At 43.2% G+C, this 15,799-nt stretch carries 16 protein-coding genes and 1 pseudogene; 10 read left to right on the forward strand and 7 right to left on the reverse strand.

All coding sequences use genetic code 11. The features are described from left to right. Nucleotides 1–71 precede the first annotated feature (71 nt). From VHA02S_RS23360 to VHA02S_RS23370, 3 genes are all read right to left on the reverse strand, one after another. On the reverse strand, nucleotides 72–1,802 hold the full coding sequence (locus tag VHA02S_RS23360; protein WP_038898070.1) for a response regulator: 1,731 nt from the start codon (nucleotides 1,800–1,802) through the stop codon (nucleotides 72–74). Continuing rightward, nucleotides 1,792–2,979: an FIST signal transduction protein gene (locus VHA02S_RS23365; protein ID WP_017190162.1), complete on the reverse strand. Its 1,188-nt coding sequence runs from the start codon at nucleotides 2,977–2,979 to the stop codon at nucleotides 1,792–1,794. Before VHA02S_RS23365 ends, VHA02S_RS23360 begins: the two co-directional genes overlap by 11 nt. Nucleotides 2,980–3,092: 113 nt before the next feature. Further along, nucleotides 3,093–3,449, reverse strand: a complete 357-nt coding sequence (locus VHA02S_RS23370) for a hypothetical protein (RefSeq protein ID WP_005445770.1) — start codon at nucleotides 3,447–3,449, stop codon at nucleotides 3,093–3,095. A 256-nt stretch (nucleotides 3,450–3,705) separates the two neighbouring features. Between VHA02S_RS23370 and ccoN the strand changes: the two genes are divergently transcribed. From ccoN to uspE, 10 genes are all read left to right on the forward strand, one after another. Next, nucleotides 3,706–5,133, forward strand: a complete 1,428-nt coding sequence (gene ccoN / locus VHA02S_RS23375; protein ID WP_005445771.1) for a cytochrome-c oxidase, cbb3-type subunit I — start codon at nucleotides 3,706–3,708, stop codon at nucleotides 5,131–5,133. A 12-nt stretch (nucleotides 5,134–5,145) separates the two neighbouring features. Continuing rightward, the gene (ccoO, locus tag VHA02S_RS23380; RefSeq protein ID WP_009697800.1) at nucleotides 5,146–5,766 is read left to right on the forward strand and encodes a cytochrome-c oxidase, cbb3-type subunit II; all 621 of its coding nucleotides are present in this window, start codon (nucleotides 5,146–5,148) and stop codon (nucleotides 5,764–5,766) included. Between the two features lie 9 nt (nucleotides 5,767–5,775). Then, complete coding sequence (locus tag VHA02S_RS23385; RefSeq protein ID WP_005429887.1) at nucleotides 5,776–5,949, forward strand: cbb3-type cytochrome oxidase subunit 3; 174 nt, start codon at nucleotides 5,776–5,778, stop codon at nucleotides 5,947–5,949. Next, nucleotides 5,949–6,923, forward strand: coding sequence for a cytochrome-c oxidase, cbb3-type subunit III (ccoP, locus tag VHA02S_RS23390; protein ID WP_005429865.1), 975 nt, complete (start codon nucleotides 5,949–5,951; stop codon nucleotides 6,921–6,923). The genes VHA02S_RS23385 and ccoP overlap by 1 nt, the downstream gene beginning before the upstream one ends. Before the next feature lie 89 nt (nucleotides 6,924–7,012). After that, nucleotides 7,013–7,489 (forward strand): FixH family protein, encoded by a 477-nt coding sequence (locus tag VHA02S_RS23395; protein WP_005445775.1) that lies wholly within the window; start codon nucleotides 7,013–7,015, stop codon nucleotides 7,487–7,489. A 4-nt stretch (nucleotides 7,490–7,493) separates the two neighbouring features. Continuing rightward, nucleotides 7,494–9,857 carry a heavy metal translocating P-type ATPase gene (locus VHA02S_RS23400; RefSeq protein ID WP_005445777.1) on the forward strand — a complete coding sequence of 788 codons (2,364 nt, stop codon included), beginning with the start codon at nucleotides 7,494–7,496 and terminating at the stop codon, nucleotides 9,855–9,857. A 14-nt stretch (nucleotides 9,858–9,871) separates the two neighbouring features. Continuing rightward, nucleotides 9,872–10,036, forward strand: coding sequence for a cbb3-type cytochrome oxidase assembly protein CcoS (ccoS, locus tag VHA02S_RS23405; RefSeq protein WP_005429857.1), 165 nt, complete (start codon nucleotides 9,872–9,874; stop codon nucleotides 10,034–10,036). Between the two features lie 9 nt (nucleotides 10,037–10,045). Next, nucleotides 10,046–10,723: a sulfite exporter TauE/SafE family protein gene (locus VHA02S_RS23410; RefSeq protein ID WP_005445779.1), complete on the forward strand. Its 678-nt coding sequence runs from the start codon at nucleotides 10,046–10,048 to the stop codon at nucleotides 10,721–10,723. Nucleotides 10,724–10,813: 90 nt separating this feature from the next. Beyond that, the gene (fnr, locus tag VHA02S_RS23415) at nucleotides 10,814–11,560 is read left to right on the forward strand and encodes a fumarate/nitrate reduction transcriptional regulator Fnr (protein ID WP_005445781.1); all 747 of its coding nucleotides are present in this window, start codon (nucleotides 10,814–10,816) and stop codon (nucleotides 11,558–11,560) included. A gap of 181 nt (nucleotides 11,561–11,741) precedes the next feature. After that, complete coding sequence (gene uspE, locus VHA02S_RS23420) at nucleotides 11,742–12,689, forward strand: universal stress protein UspE (RefSeq protein WP_005445783.1); 948 nt, start codon at nucleotides 11,742–11,744, stop codon at nucleotides 12,687–12,689. 111 nt (nucleotides 12,690–12,800) lie between these two features. Here the strand turns inward: uspE and ttcA are convergent, their stop codons facing one another. The 4 genes and pseudogenes from ttcA to VHA02S_RS23440 form a co-directional block, all read right to left on the reverse strand. Beyond that, complete coding sequence (gene ttcA, locus VHA02S_RS23425; RefSeq protein ID WP_009697794.1) at nucleotides 12,801–13,694, reverse strand: tRNA 2-thiocytidine(32) synthetase TtcA; 894 nt, start codon at nucleotides 13,692–13,694, stop codon at nucleotides 12,801–12,803. A gap of 198 nt (nucleotides 13,695–13,892) precedes the next feature. Then, nucleotides 13,893–14,555: a DUF2987 domain-containing protein gene (locus VHA02S_RS23430; RefSeq protein WP_005445785.1), complete on the reverse strand. Its 663-nt coding sequence runs from the start codon at nucleotides 14,553–14,555 to the stop codon at nucleotides 13,893–13,895. Between the two features lie 17 nt (nucleotides 14,556–14,572). Continuing rightward, a complete protein-coding gene (locus VHA02S_RS23435) occupies nucleotides 14,573–15,409 on the reverse strand; it encodes a glucosaminidase domain-containing protein (protein WP_029788463.1) in 837 nt (278 codons plus the stop codon). Further along, a pseudogene (locus VHA02S_RS23440) lies at nucleotides 15,402–15,799 on the reverse strand (hypothetical protein); the annotation flags it as partial. The pseudogene VHA02S_RS23440 and the gene VHA02S_RS23435, both read right to left, overlap by 8 nt.

Here is a 15,799-nt window from a genome sequence, read left to right on the forward strand (position 1 = left end):
GCATGATTTACCATAAAATACTTAATATAGATCTTAATAATCTTACGATTGTTAAGATCTATATTAATTCGCTACGCGATCTCCACTAATGAATGGATCGCTTCGTAGATATCCTGTCTGCGAACTGGCTTTGATACAAATCCGTCCATGCCAGCTTTCATGCATGTCGCTTTATCACTCTCAAGCGCGTGTGCAGTCAATGCAATGATTGGTGTTTTGATTCCTTTCTTTCTGATAAGTCTTGTCGCTGTAATGCCATCCATAACGGGCATCGACACATCCATTAAAATGATATCGATGTCTTGTGTTTGTTGCTCCAAAAACGTTAAGGCTTCCGCGCCGTGGCTGGCAATAAATACATTGTGCCCGAGTTTATTCAGAATAAGCTTTATCACTAACTGGTTAGATTCAGTATCTTCCACGACTAAAATGTTGGTCGACTTTGATGGCTGATTTGATTCTATCTTTACCGGTCTTTCTTGGTTAGTCCTGGTAAGAACCGGGATTTTGACTGTAAAATGAGAGCCGACTCTCTCTTCACTTTTTACAGAAATTGAACCTCGCATCATCTCAACAAGGTGTTTGGTGATGGCAAGTCCAAGCCCGGTACCACCGAATCGACGAGTAATTGAGCTGTCGCCTTGATGAAAAGCTGTAAACAAATGACCAATTTTAGCTTGAGGGATTCCTATCCCAGTATCTGCGACAGATATGATGATTTCACCATTGCTTTCTAGCACAGAAACATGCACATCTCCAAAGTCTGTAAACTTAATCGCGTTTCCAATCAAGTTAAAAAGCACCTGTGATATACGAGTAGAATCAATCCAGTACTGTTTATTTCTATCTAGATTGCAGTGTAGGTCAAAGCTCAAACTTTTGCTTGTAGCCACTTGTTTTTGTTGAGAAACAATTAGTGTTACCGCGTCACTTAAGTCTGTCCACTGTTCATTTAAATGAAAGCTTCCTGACTCTATCTTTGATAAATCCAAAATGTCGCTGATAATCGCCAATAGCAAATCTGCAGAGCATTCCATTTGGTTCAATACGTCTGACTGGGCATCGGTTAAAGTTGATTGTCTCAAGATGTCTAACATCCCCAGAACTGAGTTCAAAGGCGTTCGAATTTCGTGACTCATCATGGCCAAAAACTCAGACTTCGATTGGTTAGCTCTTTCTGCTTCTTCTCTAGCCCGTGCTAATTGAGACGTCCTCACTTCAACGATACGTTGTAACTTTTCTTTGGTTTCAATATCGATAACAGCCCTTTCAATTAAGGGTCTAAAACGCCTTAACGTTTCTTTGTTTTCAATACTGAAGTGACCTTTTTGAGCTCCAACAAGGATGATAATAGTCTGGGTTACTTCAGATCGAATGCCCGTAAGTAGCATTGAATTCACGTGGCTTTTAATAAAGGAGTTTAAGCTCTCAAACTCCTTTAATCGCATAGGCTCGAACAACAAAATACATTCGCCATTAAGAGCCCTTTCCGACGCGTTACCCGGTAACCAATCTGCTCTATCAAAAACACTATTTGTTGATAATAACGTCTTGAAGTTTTGTCTATTACAGTCGCGAGTAATGACGATGAAGTCATCAAAATCAATGTACTTCTTTAGAACACTGTTTAGACCGGAGAAAATCTCGTGACGGTTTCGAGCTTCACTCATTGCAGAGATTGCTGACAGAATGGCTTTGTTTTCATCAGCCAATAACTTCTCACGTTGCCTTGCCTCTTTGAGTTCGACAAGTGCCTCTTGTAACGCTTCCTGCTGGTATATCTCTAAATATTTATCTTTCATAAGGTTTATGGAATATCGCTGATGATATCATCAGGTTTCCATGTCCATTCTCACCACCTATAAATCTTCCTTGCTCACCAAAAGTAAACGGGCAAATAAAAGGCAGGTTCTCTAATTCCTGATTAATTTGTTCACAAACACTGTTGATGTCCTGTTTTAAGTGCAACATAGGACCAGCACAAAAGATATTGATCACCCCTATTTTTCGAGATTCCTCTAACTTTTGATTGAATGCAGCGTTCACAACTCTCGCCGCTCTTGCGACAAGATGCTGGCGACTACCTTGCATCAACGTTAGCATTTCGCCTTCTTCAATATCGGTGAAAAGCTCAATACCACCTTGTTCAGTTTCTCTTATCGGGTGTGAGAGTTTGTAATAAGGTCTCTCATACAATTGACCCGCGATGCGCCCTAACGGATATGCACTTGAGTTAGTGAACAGGAAGCTTTCTCTATCAGTTTGTGTTTCTTGATGATTTGTCCACGCTCGATATACATCGAGAGCAGGTTGATTATCTATCTCGAGTAAGATGCGACCGTTCGTTTTCGTCGCAATACCAGTTATCCCTGTTGGCGAGTGTCCTGCGCTGAATGCGATATCGACCGGCTGTGAGGAGTAAAACAACGTTAAGCTCACGCCATTTTGTTCGTACCCTTGAGAGGTAATAATTGACCAATTGCCTTCAATGTTATTGTCAGCAGCAGAACCACCAATGATTGGGACTAATGTTCCGAACCGACTGTCAATGCATTCTATGACAGATTCTTCATTCCCAGGTGTCGCATGTAAGAGAATTAAGTTAGGAACCTCACCTACTCTATCTGCATGAAATAAAGCCATATTCAGCGCTTGGTCTACGCTGGATTCAATATCCGTACTATAAGTTGAAATTCCTGTCCCGTAAGAATGTAAACCTGAGTCATAGATCGCGAGTATCGCAATGGTAGGACCTTGATGGTAACCATGGTTAGTCATGATAGCTTGGCATGAGCTAGCACCATGGAATGGAATGTCAGGGAACAGGTCGGAGAATGCGTACTGAATTGCTCTGAAGTCGTACTCTTCAGTGTAGTAGCAAATGATATGTGAGAGATTCTCCTCACTGAGTTCAGAGCGAAATTCTTCTATCGCTAAATATTCGTCGGTGATATGAGTAAATAATGATTGGCACTGCATACGGTTTTATTATTGGTTATCACTTTACTGTTATACCACTGCAAATTTTTACTGCTAGGCAAGAAAGCATTAATTGCATAAACAAGATGCAATTATCTCGCGTCAGATCAGATTTATAAATGAACTTGGACAATATTTTCATTTAATTTGATATTAATCGCTTTTGTTTCCGAAATACTATTCCAATTGATGTCTCGATATTTATCGTTGAGATTAATAAATTCACCAGATTGATTTAGATCAATTTTTATACTGCGATTTTCTGGGCTTTCGATTGAAAAGCCTTTCGAAGTCTTATTTATAGTGATTTTTGATACACCAATTGTTACATCACATCGTTGTTTTTGTGAACAGTCCACCTCTTTGCTCGTCTCATAAGTAAAGGTGCGCCAGAAAAAGGCACCGATTAAAAGACTGAGCATGATTAAGATTTGTGCAAGTCTCGCCTTTGTTAACTTTTGTGCGGCCATAATTCCTAATATCCTTGTTACAAACTTCAAACTTTTTAAATAAAAAATGATTTCCAGAGGTCTTGTAAGGTTACTACTCTGTCATTGAAATGTTAATTCAAGTATAGTGTCACGCTGAAAATGCCACTTTTTATTAAAGTCAGCAATGGAAATAAAGTGATGATAACACTTAAATTCTAGAGTTTACTTGGGTGGTGTTACGACGCAAGTCGTGTTGGAAGTAAAGTGTAGTTAATTAGAAATTGGAAGCATGCAAATGAGCCAAGTAAAGCAGCTTGAACAAAACTACAACTATACAGTCGTTCGCCAATTTACCCTTGTGACCATTTTATGGGGCATAGTTGGTATGGCTGTTGGTGTTTTGATTGCCGCTCAGTTAGTTTGGCCACAGCTAAACTTTGATACGCCGTGGTTGACGTACAGTCGTTTACGTCCATTGCATACTAATGCGGTAATTTTTGCGTTTGGTACCAGTGCTCTGTTCGCAACATCTTATTATGTTGTTCAGCGCACCTGTCAAACACGTCTTTTTGGTGGCCCACTCGTTGCCTTCACCTTTTGGGGTTGGCAAGCAATTATCCTAGCCGCAGCAATCACCCTACCTCTAGGTTTAACCTCTGGTAAGGAATATGCTGAGTTAGAATGGCCTATTGATATCGCAATCGCGATAGTATGGGTATCTTACGCAGTCGTGTTCTTTGGAACATTGGTCAAGCGTAATACCTCTCACATCTACGTGGCTAACTGGTTCTTCGGTGCCTTTATCCTAACAGTAGCAGTACTTCACATCGTGAACAGCATGGCTATCCCTGTGTCACTTGGTAAATCGTACTCGATTTATTCTGGTGCAGTGGATGCAATGGTTCAATGGTGGTATGGACACAACGCGGTAGGTTTCCTACTGACCGCTGGTTTCCTAGGTATGATGTACTACTTTGTCCCTAAACAAGCTGAACGTCCTGTTTACTCTTACCGTTTATCTATCGTTCACTTCTGGGCACTGATTTCCCTATACATCTGGGCTGGTCCTCACCATCTGCATTACACAGCATTACCTGACTGGACTCAGTCTCTTGGTATGGTGATGTCTTTGGTTCTATTTGCTCCATCTTGGGGTGGTATGATCAACGGTATCATGACGCTGTCTGGCGCATGGCATAAGCTTCGCTACGACCCTATCCTACGTTTCCTAATCGTTTCATTGTCTTTCTACGGTATGTCTACTTTCGAAGGTCCAATGATGTCTATTAAGACAGTAAACGCGCTATCGCACTACACAGACTGGACCATTGGTCACGTTCACTCTGGTGCACTAGGTTGGGTTGCAATGGTTTCAATTGGTTCTGTATATCACCTTGTCCCTCGTCTATTTGGTCAAGAGCGTATGTACTCTGTAAGCCTAATCAATGTTCACTTCTGGTTGGCGACTATCGGTACTGTTCTTTACATCGTAGCGATGTGGATCTCAGGTGTAATGCAAGGTCTAATGTGGCGCGCAGTTAACTCTGACGGCACACTAACATACAGCTTTGTAGAATCTGTAGAAGCATCTTACCCGTTCTACTTCGTACGTTTCTTAGGTGGTTTCATCTTCCTATCAGGTATGTTCTTAATGGCATACAACACGTACAAGACGGTAACTGCGCCTAAAGAAAGCTTAAAAGCTATCCCTCAACCGGCATAAGGAGATTAAAGAATGAGTAATAATTCGAATAATCGCCACGAAATCCTAGAACGCAATGTCGGTTTGTTGGCTATTTTCATCGTCTTTGCAATCAGTTGGGGTGCGCTTGTTGAAATCACTCCTCTGATTTTCCAGAAGCAAACGACGGAGCCTGTAGAAAATCTACGAGCTTACACTCCTCTGGAAATGGAAGGTCGTGACATATACATCCGTGAAGGTTGTAACGTGTGTCACAGCCAGATGATTCGTCCTTTCCGTTCTGAAACAGAGCGCTACGGTCACTACTCTGTCGCTGGTGAGAGCGTTTGGGAACACCCATTCCTATGGGGTTCTAAGCGTACAGGTCCAGATTTGGCACGCGTAGGTGGACGTTACTCTGACGAATGGCATCGTGTTCACCTTATTGACCCGCGAGAGCTAGTACCAGAATCAAACATGCCAGGCTTCCCTTGGCTTGAAGAGAACGTACTAGACGGCAAGCTGACACAGAAGAAACTAGAAATCTTCCGTGACCAGTTCGGTGTCCCTTATAAGGATGAAGAAATCGCGAATGCGGCTAAAGAAGTAGAAGGTAAAACAGAGATGGATGCAATCATCGCTTACCTTCAGTCTCTTGGTCATGCAATGAAGTAAGGGGGTCATATGGATTTCGGTACAATTCATAGTATTTATACCGTTGTGCTCTTCGCTAGTTTTATTGGCATCGTATGGTGGGCATTTGGTAAGAAGCGTAAAGCACGCTTTGAGGAAGATGCTAACTTGGTGTTTGCTGACGAAGAACAAACGACCCCAAATAACCAAGGAGTGAAGAAGTAATGACTACATTCTGGAGTCTCTGGATTATCGTGATTACTGTCGGTACGCTAGTAGGCTGTGCGATCCTCCTGACTTGGTGCGCTAAAGACAAAATGGGCGTCGAGGAAGGGGAAGACATGGGCCACGAGTACGATGGTATTCGCGAGCTTAATAACCCTCTACCAAAATGGTGGACATACTTGTTTGTGAGCACGTTTGTGTTTGCTGCTGTATACCTGACCCTATTTCCAGGTCTAGGTAGCTTCAAAGGTGTCCTAAACTGGCAGAGTTCAGATCAAACTGTACGTACGTTGGAAGAGTCGAAAGAAGCCATCGCACGAGCACAAGAAAACAAGCAACTTAACCAATACGCTAAAGAGCTAGATGATGCTGATGCATACTTCGGTGAAGCATTCCGCGCACTTGCTCACAACGCAGATGGTCTACGCCCTATCCCTGAGATTGCGCAAGATCCTGAAGCAATTAAAGTTGGTCAACGTTTGTTCCTACAGAACTGTTCGCAATGTCATGGCTCTGATGCTCGTGGTCAAAAAGGTTTCCCTAACCTAACTGACGACGCATGGCTATACGGCGGTGAGCCAGCGGCTATCGTTACAACTATCATGCAAGGTCGTATCGGTCAGATGCCAGCGTGGAAAGATGCACTTGGTGAACAAGGTGTTCAAGAAGTCGTAAGCTACACGTTAAGCCTTTCTGGTCGTAAAGTGAACGCACGTGAAGCAGAAGCCGGCAAAGCTCGTTTCGTTGTGTGTGCAGCTTGTCACGGCACCGATGGTAAAGGTAACCCTGCTGTAGGTGCACCAGACCTAACTGACCAAGATTGGTTATTCGGCGATTCACGCGCTGCAGTAACAGAAACAGTTATGAACGGTCGCTCTGGTGTAATGCCTGCTTGGAAGGACATCCTAGGCGAAGACAAAGTTCAACTTGTCGCGGCATACGTCTGGAGTTTAAGCAACTCTGACAATAAGTAACATTTCAATAACAGCCCCTTTTATAGGGGCTGTCTTTCCTTTAAATTTAAAGCCTTACATTTTTTCATTTAGCTGTTGAGAACTTTTTTATGGTAAAGCCTTGGTATAAACAATTTTGGCCGTGGTTCCTGATCATCCTGCCTCTTACTGTTGTGGTATGGACAATCGTTACAGTGGTCGTATTCGCCAATAACTCAGTTTCTTTGGTCGCCGAGGATTACTATAAAAAAGGCAAAGGCATCAATATCGATATCAGTAAAATGAATGTCGCTCGTGACCTTGGTCTTAACGCTACTGTTTCGTCTGATAACAACACAGTGGTTATCTCTTTCAATAAAGGTGAATTACCGCACTTCCCTGCACTAACAGCGACATTCACGCACCGTACATTGCCAGACCGTGATTTCACTAAGCTACTTACTGCTGATGCGAAAGGTAACTATCGTTTAACGCCAGAAAACTCTATTCAAGGTCCTTGGTTCGTTGAGCTTGAACCGCATAACAAAGAATGGATGATTCAAGGTCGCGTCGAATTCCCAGCACAACCAACAACATTAATGAAGTAAGCCTATGTGTAAATCCTGTTATCACTGTGGTGAAGATGTACCAGCCAACACGGATTTCAAAGTAGAAATATTAGGTGAAATTCGCGACATGTGTTGCCCGGGTTGTGAAACGGTGGCGCAAACCATTGTTGATAGTGGTCTTGTCTCCTATTACCAATATCGAACTGCGCCAGCAGAAAAGGCGGATCTAGTCCCCGAGCAACTCCAAGCTCTCATCCATTATGACAATGAGGACGTTCAGTCAGAGTTCGTTCGTAACCACGAGAACACTTCTGAAGTAACCCTTTCTTTAGAAGGCGTGTCCTGCGCTGCTTGTGCGTGGCTGATCGAAAAGCAAGTTTCCGGCGTTAAAGGATTGGTTTCTATTCGTGTAAATACCACCACTAACCGAGCTTTACTTGCATGGGATAAGACACAAGTACGTCTGAGCGAGTTACTATCAGTGATTCACAAGCTTGGTTACAAAGCAGCACCTTTTGAGGCAGACAAGCAAGAAGCTGCCTACCACCATACGATGAAACAGTACCTTTATCGTTTAGGTATCGCAGGTCTTGCAACCATGCAAGTAATGATGCTTGCAGTAGCATTGTATTTGGAAGTTTTTGGCGATTTGGAGCCAGAGTTTAAAAACTACTTTCGATGGGTAAGCTTAATCTTCGCAACACCTGTACTGCTCTATTCAGCGCTTCCCTTTTACCTCAATGCATGGCGAAGTATCAAAGGTCGAACCCTTGGTATGGATGTTCCTGTTTCCATTGCGCTGATTTTTGCTTATGTGGCGAGCTTAGTCGCAACAGTGACTGAGCAAGGCGAAGTGTTCTTTGAATCTATCTCGATGTTTACCTTCTTCTTGTTGGTCGGTCGATTCTTAGAAATGCGCGCTCGTCGCAAAGCAGCTGCGGCTAGCGGTAACCTTCTTAAGTTAATCCCTGCAATAGCGACAACACTAGACGGTGAACAAATTCCGGTGAAAACCCTAAAGGTTGGCGATCGCATTCGCGTTCTTCCTGGCGAACATATTCCTGCCGACGGTAAAGTGATTTCTGGTCGTATCCATATCGATGAATCGATGCTGACCGGCGAATCTGTTCACGTGGTTAAGAAAGCAGGAGATGCAGTTTACGCGGGAACATTAAATGGAGACGAATCGTTCGAACTTGAAGTGACGAATTCTAAAGCAGATTCAATGATTTCTAATATCGTTCGTCTTCAAGATGAAGCCCAACATTCCAAACCAAAAATCGCAGAAATTGCCGACGTAGTAGCGCGCTATTTTGTTGGCGCAATTTTAATCATTTCTGCAGGAACTTGGTTCTACTGGCACCAAACTAAACCCGATGATGCATTCTGGATTATGCTCTCTGTTCTGGTTGCTACTTGTCCATGCGCCCTATCTCTAGCGACACCAACCGCGTTAACGTGTGCAACTTCTCGTATGGGTAACTTTGGTATCTTGTTACGTAAAGGGCATGTTTTCGAAACGCTGTGTAAGATTAATCATCTTGTCGTGGATAAGACCGGCACCTTGACTAAAGGCGATATCGAGATTAGTGAAACCAAAACTTTAGCTGAGTTAGATAAGTCAGTGGCATTAGCTCTTGCTGCGGCACTTGAGGCGCATGCAAATCACCCTATCGCACGAGCATTTTCTGGTTTTGGTCATGAAGATATCTACGTCGATGAGGTTCAAAACGTCATTGGTTCTGGTATTCAAGGAGTTTGGAACAACAAGACAGTAAAAATTGGCAGTGCTAATTTTGTTGTTGGTGAAAACCGAGATGAAAGCAATGCTGTGTATCTTTCTGTAAACGAAGAACATGTGGCGACCTTTTACTACCGAGATCCCATTCGTAAAGAGAGTAAAGCATTCATCCAACGCTTTGCTGACGCTGGTATTACAACTACCTTATTGACAGGCGATTCATTACAAAATGCCCAGCCTGTTGCAGATGAAATGGGTATCGACCATGTGATCGCATCGGCAAAACCAGAAGACAAACTCGCGTATCTTAAAGGACTAGATCAAGACGATATCACCATGATGGTTGGCGATGGCATCAATGATGCGCCTACGCTGGCTGGTGCGCACCTTTCTGTAGCGATGGGTGGTGGTACGGACGTCGCTAAAGCTTCTGCAGATATGACGCTCCTAGGCGATAATTTAGAAAAGCTATTAGAAGCAAGGTTGCTTGCAATACGTACAAGAAAGATAATTCGAGAAAACTTGGCTTGGTCTTTGGGCTACAACCTGCTAATTTTGCCGCTTGCTGTTGCAGGCTTAGTCGCCCCCTACGTCGCCGTAGTCGGTATGTCAGCGAGTTCTATTATCGTTGTATCCAACTCGTTGCGACTGCTTAAAGAGAAGTAAGTGAGAGATCAAACATGGAAAGTCTTTACATATTAATCCCTATCGCCATTGTGTTGGTCTGTGTCGCCGTTGCTATTTTTCTTTGGGCTGTTCGTAGCGACCAGTTTGAAGATCTAGAGCGACAAGGTCACAACATTCTTCTTGATGAAGACGAAAAACCAAATAATAAAAAACAATAGCGTTATTTTATGAGCCCAGACTTTATTGGTGCATTTATGATCGGTCTCGTTGGGGCTGGTCATTGCATGGGAATGTGTGGCGGTATCGCCTCTCTACTCTCCATGGGCGCACCGAACAATAAACCTTCTTCCTCTATTCCCCTTTTCTATAACGTTGGCAGACTCGCAAGCTACGCGTTAATTGGCGCAATTGTTGGTGGTGCTATATCAGGTCTTTCAGAGTTGAGCGGTTTAACCCAGTCTCTCGCTTGGCTTCGATTTGTCGCCGCGCTTTTCATGATCTTAGTCGCCCTATATATCGCAAAATGGTGGCAAGGACTGCTTGTTATCGAGAAAGCTGGTCAACATATCTGGAAGTTCATCTCTCCAGCAGGAAAACGCTTGTTGCCACTGAAGCACCCAATGTATGCCTTTCCATTTGGCTTTATTTGGGGCTGGTTACCGTGTGGACTAGTATACTCGGCGTTAACCTGGTCTGCAGTTTCAGGAGACGCTTTAAACGGCGGACTAATCATGCTGTCGTTTGGTCTCGGAACTCTTCCATCAATGCTTGCCATCGGATATGGTGCGAGCCATTTTCAGAAGTTGCAAAAATCGTTAATATTTAGAAACATCTCTGCATTAATCCTAATAAGCTATGGCATGTATACTGCCGCCGGCGCGATGCGAATGCTTGGTTTCATATAGCATCAAAGTCGTTTTCCATCATTTTTTTGCTACCCTTTAGAAGTAAGCGGTGATAAAATATTGATGTATATCAAATAGTGAAAGGTTGTTATGATTTCTGAAAAACCTGCAACAAAGCGTATCCAATCAGGTGGTTGCGCGATTCATTGCCAAGATTGTAGCATTAGCCAACTGTGTATTCCGTTCACTCTAAACGAGTCTGAACTGGATCAGTTGGATCAAATCATCGAGCGTAAAAAGCCAATTCAAAAAGGCCAAGAGCTTTTTAAAGCAGGTGATGAGCTAAAATCTCTGTACGCTATCCGCTCTGGCACAATCAAGAGCTACACCATTACAGAACAAGGCGATGAGCAAATTACTGCGTTTCACTTAGCAGGTGACCTTGTAGGTTTTGACGCAATCACGGGCGATCTACACCCAAGTTTTGCTCAAGCACTTGAAACTTCAATGGTTTGTGAGATTCCTTACGAAATCCTTGATGACCTATCAGGCAAAATGCCTAAGCTTCGTCAGCAGATCATGCGTCTAATGAGTAGCGAAATTAAAGGTGACCAAGAAATGATCCTTCTGCTTTCTAAAAAGAATGCTGAAGAACGTCTTGCGGCTTTCCTTTACAACCTATCAACACGTTTCTCGCAACGTGGTTTTAGCCCTCGAGAGTTCCGTCTAACCATGACTCGTGGTGATATTGGTAACTACCTCGGTCTAACAGTTGAAACCATCAGCCGCCTACTTGGTCGCTTCCAGAAATCTGAAATTCTGAGCGTAAAAGGTAAGTACATCACCATCTTAGATCACGATGCATTGATGGAACTTGCTGGCGTCAGCAAAGACTAATTTGCCCTATCAATTGATGTAGCTCGAAAATGAGCTACATCATATTTCTTCCAAAATCCCTTCGAAAGTCCTCAAATTCTTCCCCAAACTGAGCTACAGTAAAAATGTACCTTGTGTACTCCAATATACTGATTTACCTTATATTCAGTATTTGGTTTTACAATAATAAGTGGGCTTAGATATGAGTATATACAGTAAGATCCTTGTTGTTGCTGACATCAATAATGATGAGCAGCCAGCACTTGCAAGAGCAGTTCAACTCGCTCGAAAAAGTGTATCCAGAAGCCGAATCACTTTCTTTCTGTCAATCTACGATTTTTCGTATGACATGACCTCAATGCTGTCGGTCGATGAAAGAGATGCTATGCGTCGCGGTGTTATCCACCAACGTGAACAATGGATGCGTAAGATAGCCCAACCGTATTTAGACGATAGCTTCGACTTTGATGTTTGTGTTGTTTGGCATAATCGCCCTTATGAAGCGATCATTGCTGAAGTCTTTGCTGGCGGTCACGACATCGTTATTAAAGGGACGCGTAAACACGATGTTCTAGAATCCGTCATTTTCACTCCTACAGATTGGCATTTGTTGCGTAAGTGCCCTATCCCTGTACTTTTGATTAAAAATGCTGATTGGCCAGAGCATGCGAAGATTCTTGCTTCTGTCCATGTTGGTTCTGAAAACCCTACGCACATTGACTTGAACGATTCGATGGTCGAGCGTCTAAAAGAAATCACTAATCGTCTTGATGCAGACCCGTATCTTGTTAATGCTTATCCGGTTACACCGGCGAATATCACGATTGAATTGCCTGAGTTTGACCCAACGACGTATACCGACGCAGTGCGTGGTCATCACTTAACAGCAATGAAAGCGCTTCGCCAAAAACACGGACTGGATGAAGAGCAAACTATCGTTGAGCAAGGCTTACCAGAAGACATCATCCCTGCAACGGCTGAAAAGCTAAATGCGGCAATGGTTATTCTTGGTACAACCGGACGCACAGGGCTTTCTGCAGTGTTTATTGGTAACACGGCTGAGCATGTGATTGATAAGATCAATTGTGACGTACTGGCATTGAAACCAAACGGTTATATCAGTCCACTTGATCCAAATACGGCGACTTAATAAGTTGTAACGTTATCCAGAAATAAAAATCCCCCAATAACTGGGGGATTTTTTACGTCTATCATTGCGTTATACACGTAATAAAAAGGAGGCTAACTTAGCCTCCTAGAATCAAATGTTGGTGACATCGATAAACATTGACTCGTCAATGTTCGTCGAAGACACAATCGCTTCGCTGAATTCGTATTCTTCACGGTTACCTTCACGATCTAGTGGAAGGTTTTCAAAGTCAAACAGTTCGCGGTCAGCAAGCTGGCTTGGGCTTACGTTCTGGATTGACTTGAAGATCGCTTCTACGCGACCAGGCGTTTTCTTGTCCCAATCGATCAACATTGCTTTAATCGATTGGCGCTGAAGGTTCTCTTGAGAGCCACAGAGGTTACAAGGAATGATTGGGAACTCTTTGTGTTCTGCGTATTTGATCAGGTCTTTCTCACGACAGTAAGTAAGAGGACGAATCACAACGTTGCGACCATCGTCTGAACGAAGTTTTGGCGGCATCGCTTTAAGGCGAGAACCATGGAACATGTTCAGGAACATTGTTTCTACAATGTCATCCATGTGGTGACCAAGTGCCAATTTAGTCGCTCCGATCTTCTCTGCGAACGAGTAAAGCGTACCACGACGAAGGCGTGAGCATAGACCACACGTCGTTTTGCCTTCTGGCACTTTCTCTTTAACGACTGAGTAAGTGTCCTTGTCTACAATGTAGTAAGGAATGTTCAGCGTTTCAAAGTAATCTGGGAGAATGTGCTCAGGGAAACCTGGCTGCTTCTGGTCAAGGTTAACTGCGACCACTTCAAACTTGATTGGTGCTGCCTTTTGTAGATTCAGCAGGATATCAAGCATCGCAAATGAATCTTTACCACCACTAATACATGCCATTACAACATCGCCTTCTTCGATCATGTTGTAATCAGTAATGGCATTTCCAACATTTCTTCTTAGGCGTTTCTGAAGCTTGTTGAATTCTAGGGTTTCTTTTCTTGTATCTACTTGGTTCATTGCGGGCTCTCACATCGCCGATAAATCGACCAGGGCTTCCTAACATGGGTTTCTTTGGGGCGTGGATTATACGAGCTTTTTGCGCAGGATTAAATGTTTGTGTGATGGAGTCGTCAATAAATAGTGTGAAAAAATGGTGAGAGTACGTTGGAAATAAAAAAGAGCCGCAGTTGCGACCCTTCTTGCTTTTCTTAACGCTTATTTTTTCGCGTTGGGAAGATAAGGTAATACACGAGTTGTTGGTTGAGGGAGTGTCATGTGCCCACCTTCACCAATTTCGCTCAGTGCAACTTGAACTTTTCCATCCACGATTGCTTTCTCTGTCCCATTAGAGAAGGTAATCGTATCATTAAGAGCATCAGCAAACTCCATCGTCACACCTTGTACTTGAGGTGTAAACCAACCAGCAAACATACCGCCTAGATCTTCAAGTAATGCTTGCATTTGAGGCATCAAAGGCGTGAGTTGTTCGTAAGATACGTTACCCTGTAATGGTTCTTTGGTCATTACAACTAAAGAATAATCACATCGAGTATCTTTTGGTGTTTGGACGAAGACAAGCGGGTTCGCAGACTTTAAGTTCTTATCGATCGGAATTGGAAGCTCTTTAGAAGCTGGAATCACAAACTCTTCGTAATGCTCTTCTTTTTCCATCCATGCTTTTTCTATCTCACACAGTTGCTTGGTATCTGCATCCACAAAAAACACACCGACTTTAACGTCATCGTGCCCTTCTTTCGCATTGTTCTTCAATTGTGTGTAGAGCTTGGAATACGTAAACATGTATTCTTGCGCGTGAGTTGCAGGCGATGCTAAGACCAGTACCGCACTGCCTAGTAAACTTAGGCTTAACTTCTTCATCCGATCCGTTATTTCTTTTATTGTGTCCAGTAAGCGTTATTGTGGCGAATCATCGCACGTAAGTCATTAACATAGGCAATGCCACGTTCAGAATACGCAAGCAAGCCATGAGTCAACTCCGATGCTGTCGCCACAGATAACAAATCCTTGTGTTTCCCTGCTAAATTCGCACGAATGTCTCGTAAATCTGCGTACGCGCGGTTACGGTTCACATTCATAAAGTATCCATGTACAGATTCTTGAACAGTATCGAACTTCTCTACTTCATGCGTTTTACCAGCGCCACGTTTTGCAGGGACAATTCCGCAGCCCTTCTTATAACACCATTGACCAAACAAGTTGTTTGCTTGTTTAGCAAAACGAGAGGTACCCCACGCAGATTCATTGGCAGCTTGAGTTAACACCAGCGCCTCCGGCAACACATTGACACGCTTAAGCATTTCATCCAGCCAAGCTTGTGTGACCGCACCATCTTTTAAAGGATAAGAATATAGTGCAGCCAAACGCTCGGCATAGGATGTTTGCTCTGAACTAATCTCTCCAACCGTCAAAGACGTTAGGAATGCACGTTCTTTTTCAATGCGCTTATTTTCTAGCGCGATTTTCGGACGAAGAAAGTCGAAGAATGCCGTCTTCTTATCTTTCGTGTCCTTAATCGAGTTAAAATCCGGAATGTCACCAATATAAGGAAGATGCGACAAATCTGGGTGTGAAACGGGTCCATGCACAACTTGCGGATCAATCGCCTTGCGATACTCACGGTCATAGTGCAAATAAGGACCAATAGAAACAAAAGTGGCGGCTATTGTGATAGCCGCCACTCGTAAACTCATAGATTTTAAAGATTTAGGCATCAAACACCTGAGAGTTACCATCGTGATCGTTATCGTTTTGTTGCGTCGCTACGATCTTCAACTTGATACCAAACATTTCGCGGTACAGGATTCCCTTCAAATGGAAGAAGAACGGTAACACGAAGATCAAGCCAATTCCGTAGAACATTGCAGCAACAATAAACATCAACATCACGCTTAAGTAAAGCCCTGCGACAACAAAAAGCTTTTTGTTTATGGCACGAAGAGACAATAAAAGCGATTGCATTGGTGGTACTCTTTTCTCACAAATCAATAAGATAGAGTGACTAAATGCTAAAGAAAGGTATAGCGACAGCAAAGGGAAAATCATTCCAGCAACACCCTGCATCATCAGGCTAAATAGTGTTGCTAAAATCACAGGAACCGTAA

It is taken from the genome of Vibrio harveyi NBRC 15634 = ATCC 14126 = KCTC 12724, assembly GCF_001591145.1.
GTDB lineage: Bacteria > Pseudomonadota > Gammaproteobacteria > Enterobacterales > Vibrionaceae > Vibrio > Vibrio harveyi.

What these genes read in the sequence shown, in the direction of transcription:
- VHA02S_RS23360 (WP_038898070.1), bottom strand. Translation starts at nt 1,802, where the DNA reads ATGAAAGATAAATATTTAGAGATATACCAGCAGGAAGCGTTACAAGAG.
- VHA02S_RS23365 (WP_017190162.1), bottom strand. Translation starts at nt 2,979, where the DNA reads ATGCAGTGCCAATCATTATTTACTCATATCACCGACGAATATTTAGCG.
- VHA02S_RS23370 (WP_005445770.1), bottom strand. Translation starts at nt 3,449, where the DNA reads ATGGCCGCACAAAAGTTAACAAAGGCGAGACTTGCACAAATCTTAATC.
- ccoN (WP_005445771.1), top strand. Translation starts at nt 3,706, where the DNA reads ATGAGCCAAGTAAAGCAGCTTGAACAAAACTACAACTATACAGTCGTT.
- ccoO (WP_009697800.1), top strand. Translation starts at nt 5,146, where the DNA reads ATGAGTAATAATTCGAATAATCGCCACGAAATCCTAGAACGCAATGTC.
- VHA02S_RS23385 (WP_005429887.1), top strand. Translation starts at nt 5,776, where the DNA reads ATGGATTTCGGTACAATTCATAGTATTTATACCGTTGTGCTCTTCGCT.
- ccoP (WP_005429865.1), top strand. Translation starts at nt 5,949, where the DNA reads ATGACTACATTCTGGAGTCTCTGGATTATCGTGATTACTGTCGGTACG.
- VHA02S_RS23395 (WP_005445775.1), top strand. Translation starts at nt 7,013, where the DNA reads ATGGTAAAGCCTTGGTATAAACAATTTTGGCCGTGGTTCCTGATCATC.
- VHA02S_RS23400 (WP_005445777.1), top strand. Translation starts at nt 7,494, where the DNA reads ATGTGTAAATCCTGTTATCACTGTGGTGAAGATGTACCAGCCAACACG.
- ccoS (WP_005429857.1), top strand. Translation starts at nt 9,872, where the DNA reads ATGGAAAGTCTTTACATATTAATCCCTATCGCCATTGTGTTGGTCTGT.
- VHA02S_RS23410 (WP_005445779.1), top strand. Translation starts at nt 10,046, where the DNA reads ATGAGCCCAGACTTTATTGGTGCATTTATGATCGGTCTCGTTGGGGCT.
- fnr (WP_005445781.1), top strand. Translation starts at nt 10,814, where the DNA reads ATGATTTCTGAAAAACCTGCAACAAAGCGTATCCAATCAGGTGGTTGC.
- uspE (WP_005445783.1), top strand. Translation starts at nt 11,742, where the DNA reads ATGAGTATATACAGTAAGATCCTTGTTGTTGCTGACATCAATAATGAT.
- ttcA (WP_009697794.1), bottom strand. Translation starts at nt 13,694, where the DNA reads ATGAACCAAGTAGATACAAGAAAAGAAACCCTAGAATTCAACAAGCTT.
- VHA02S_RS23430 (WP_005445785.1), bottom strand. Translation starts at nt 14,555, where the DNA reads ATGAAGAAGTTAAGCCTAAGTTTACTAGGCAGTGCGGTACTGGTCTTA.
- VHA02S_RS23435 (WP_029788463.1), bottom strand. Translation starts at nt 15,409, where the DNA reads ATGCCTAAATCTTTAAAATCTATGAGTTTACGAGTGGCGGCTATCACA.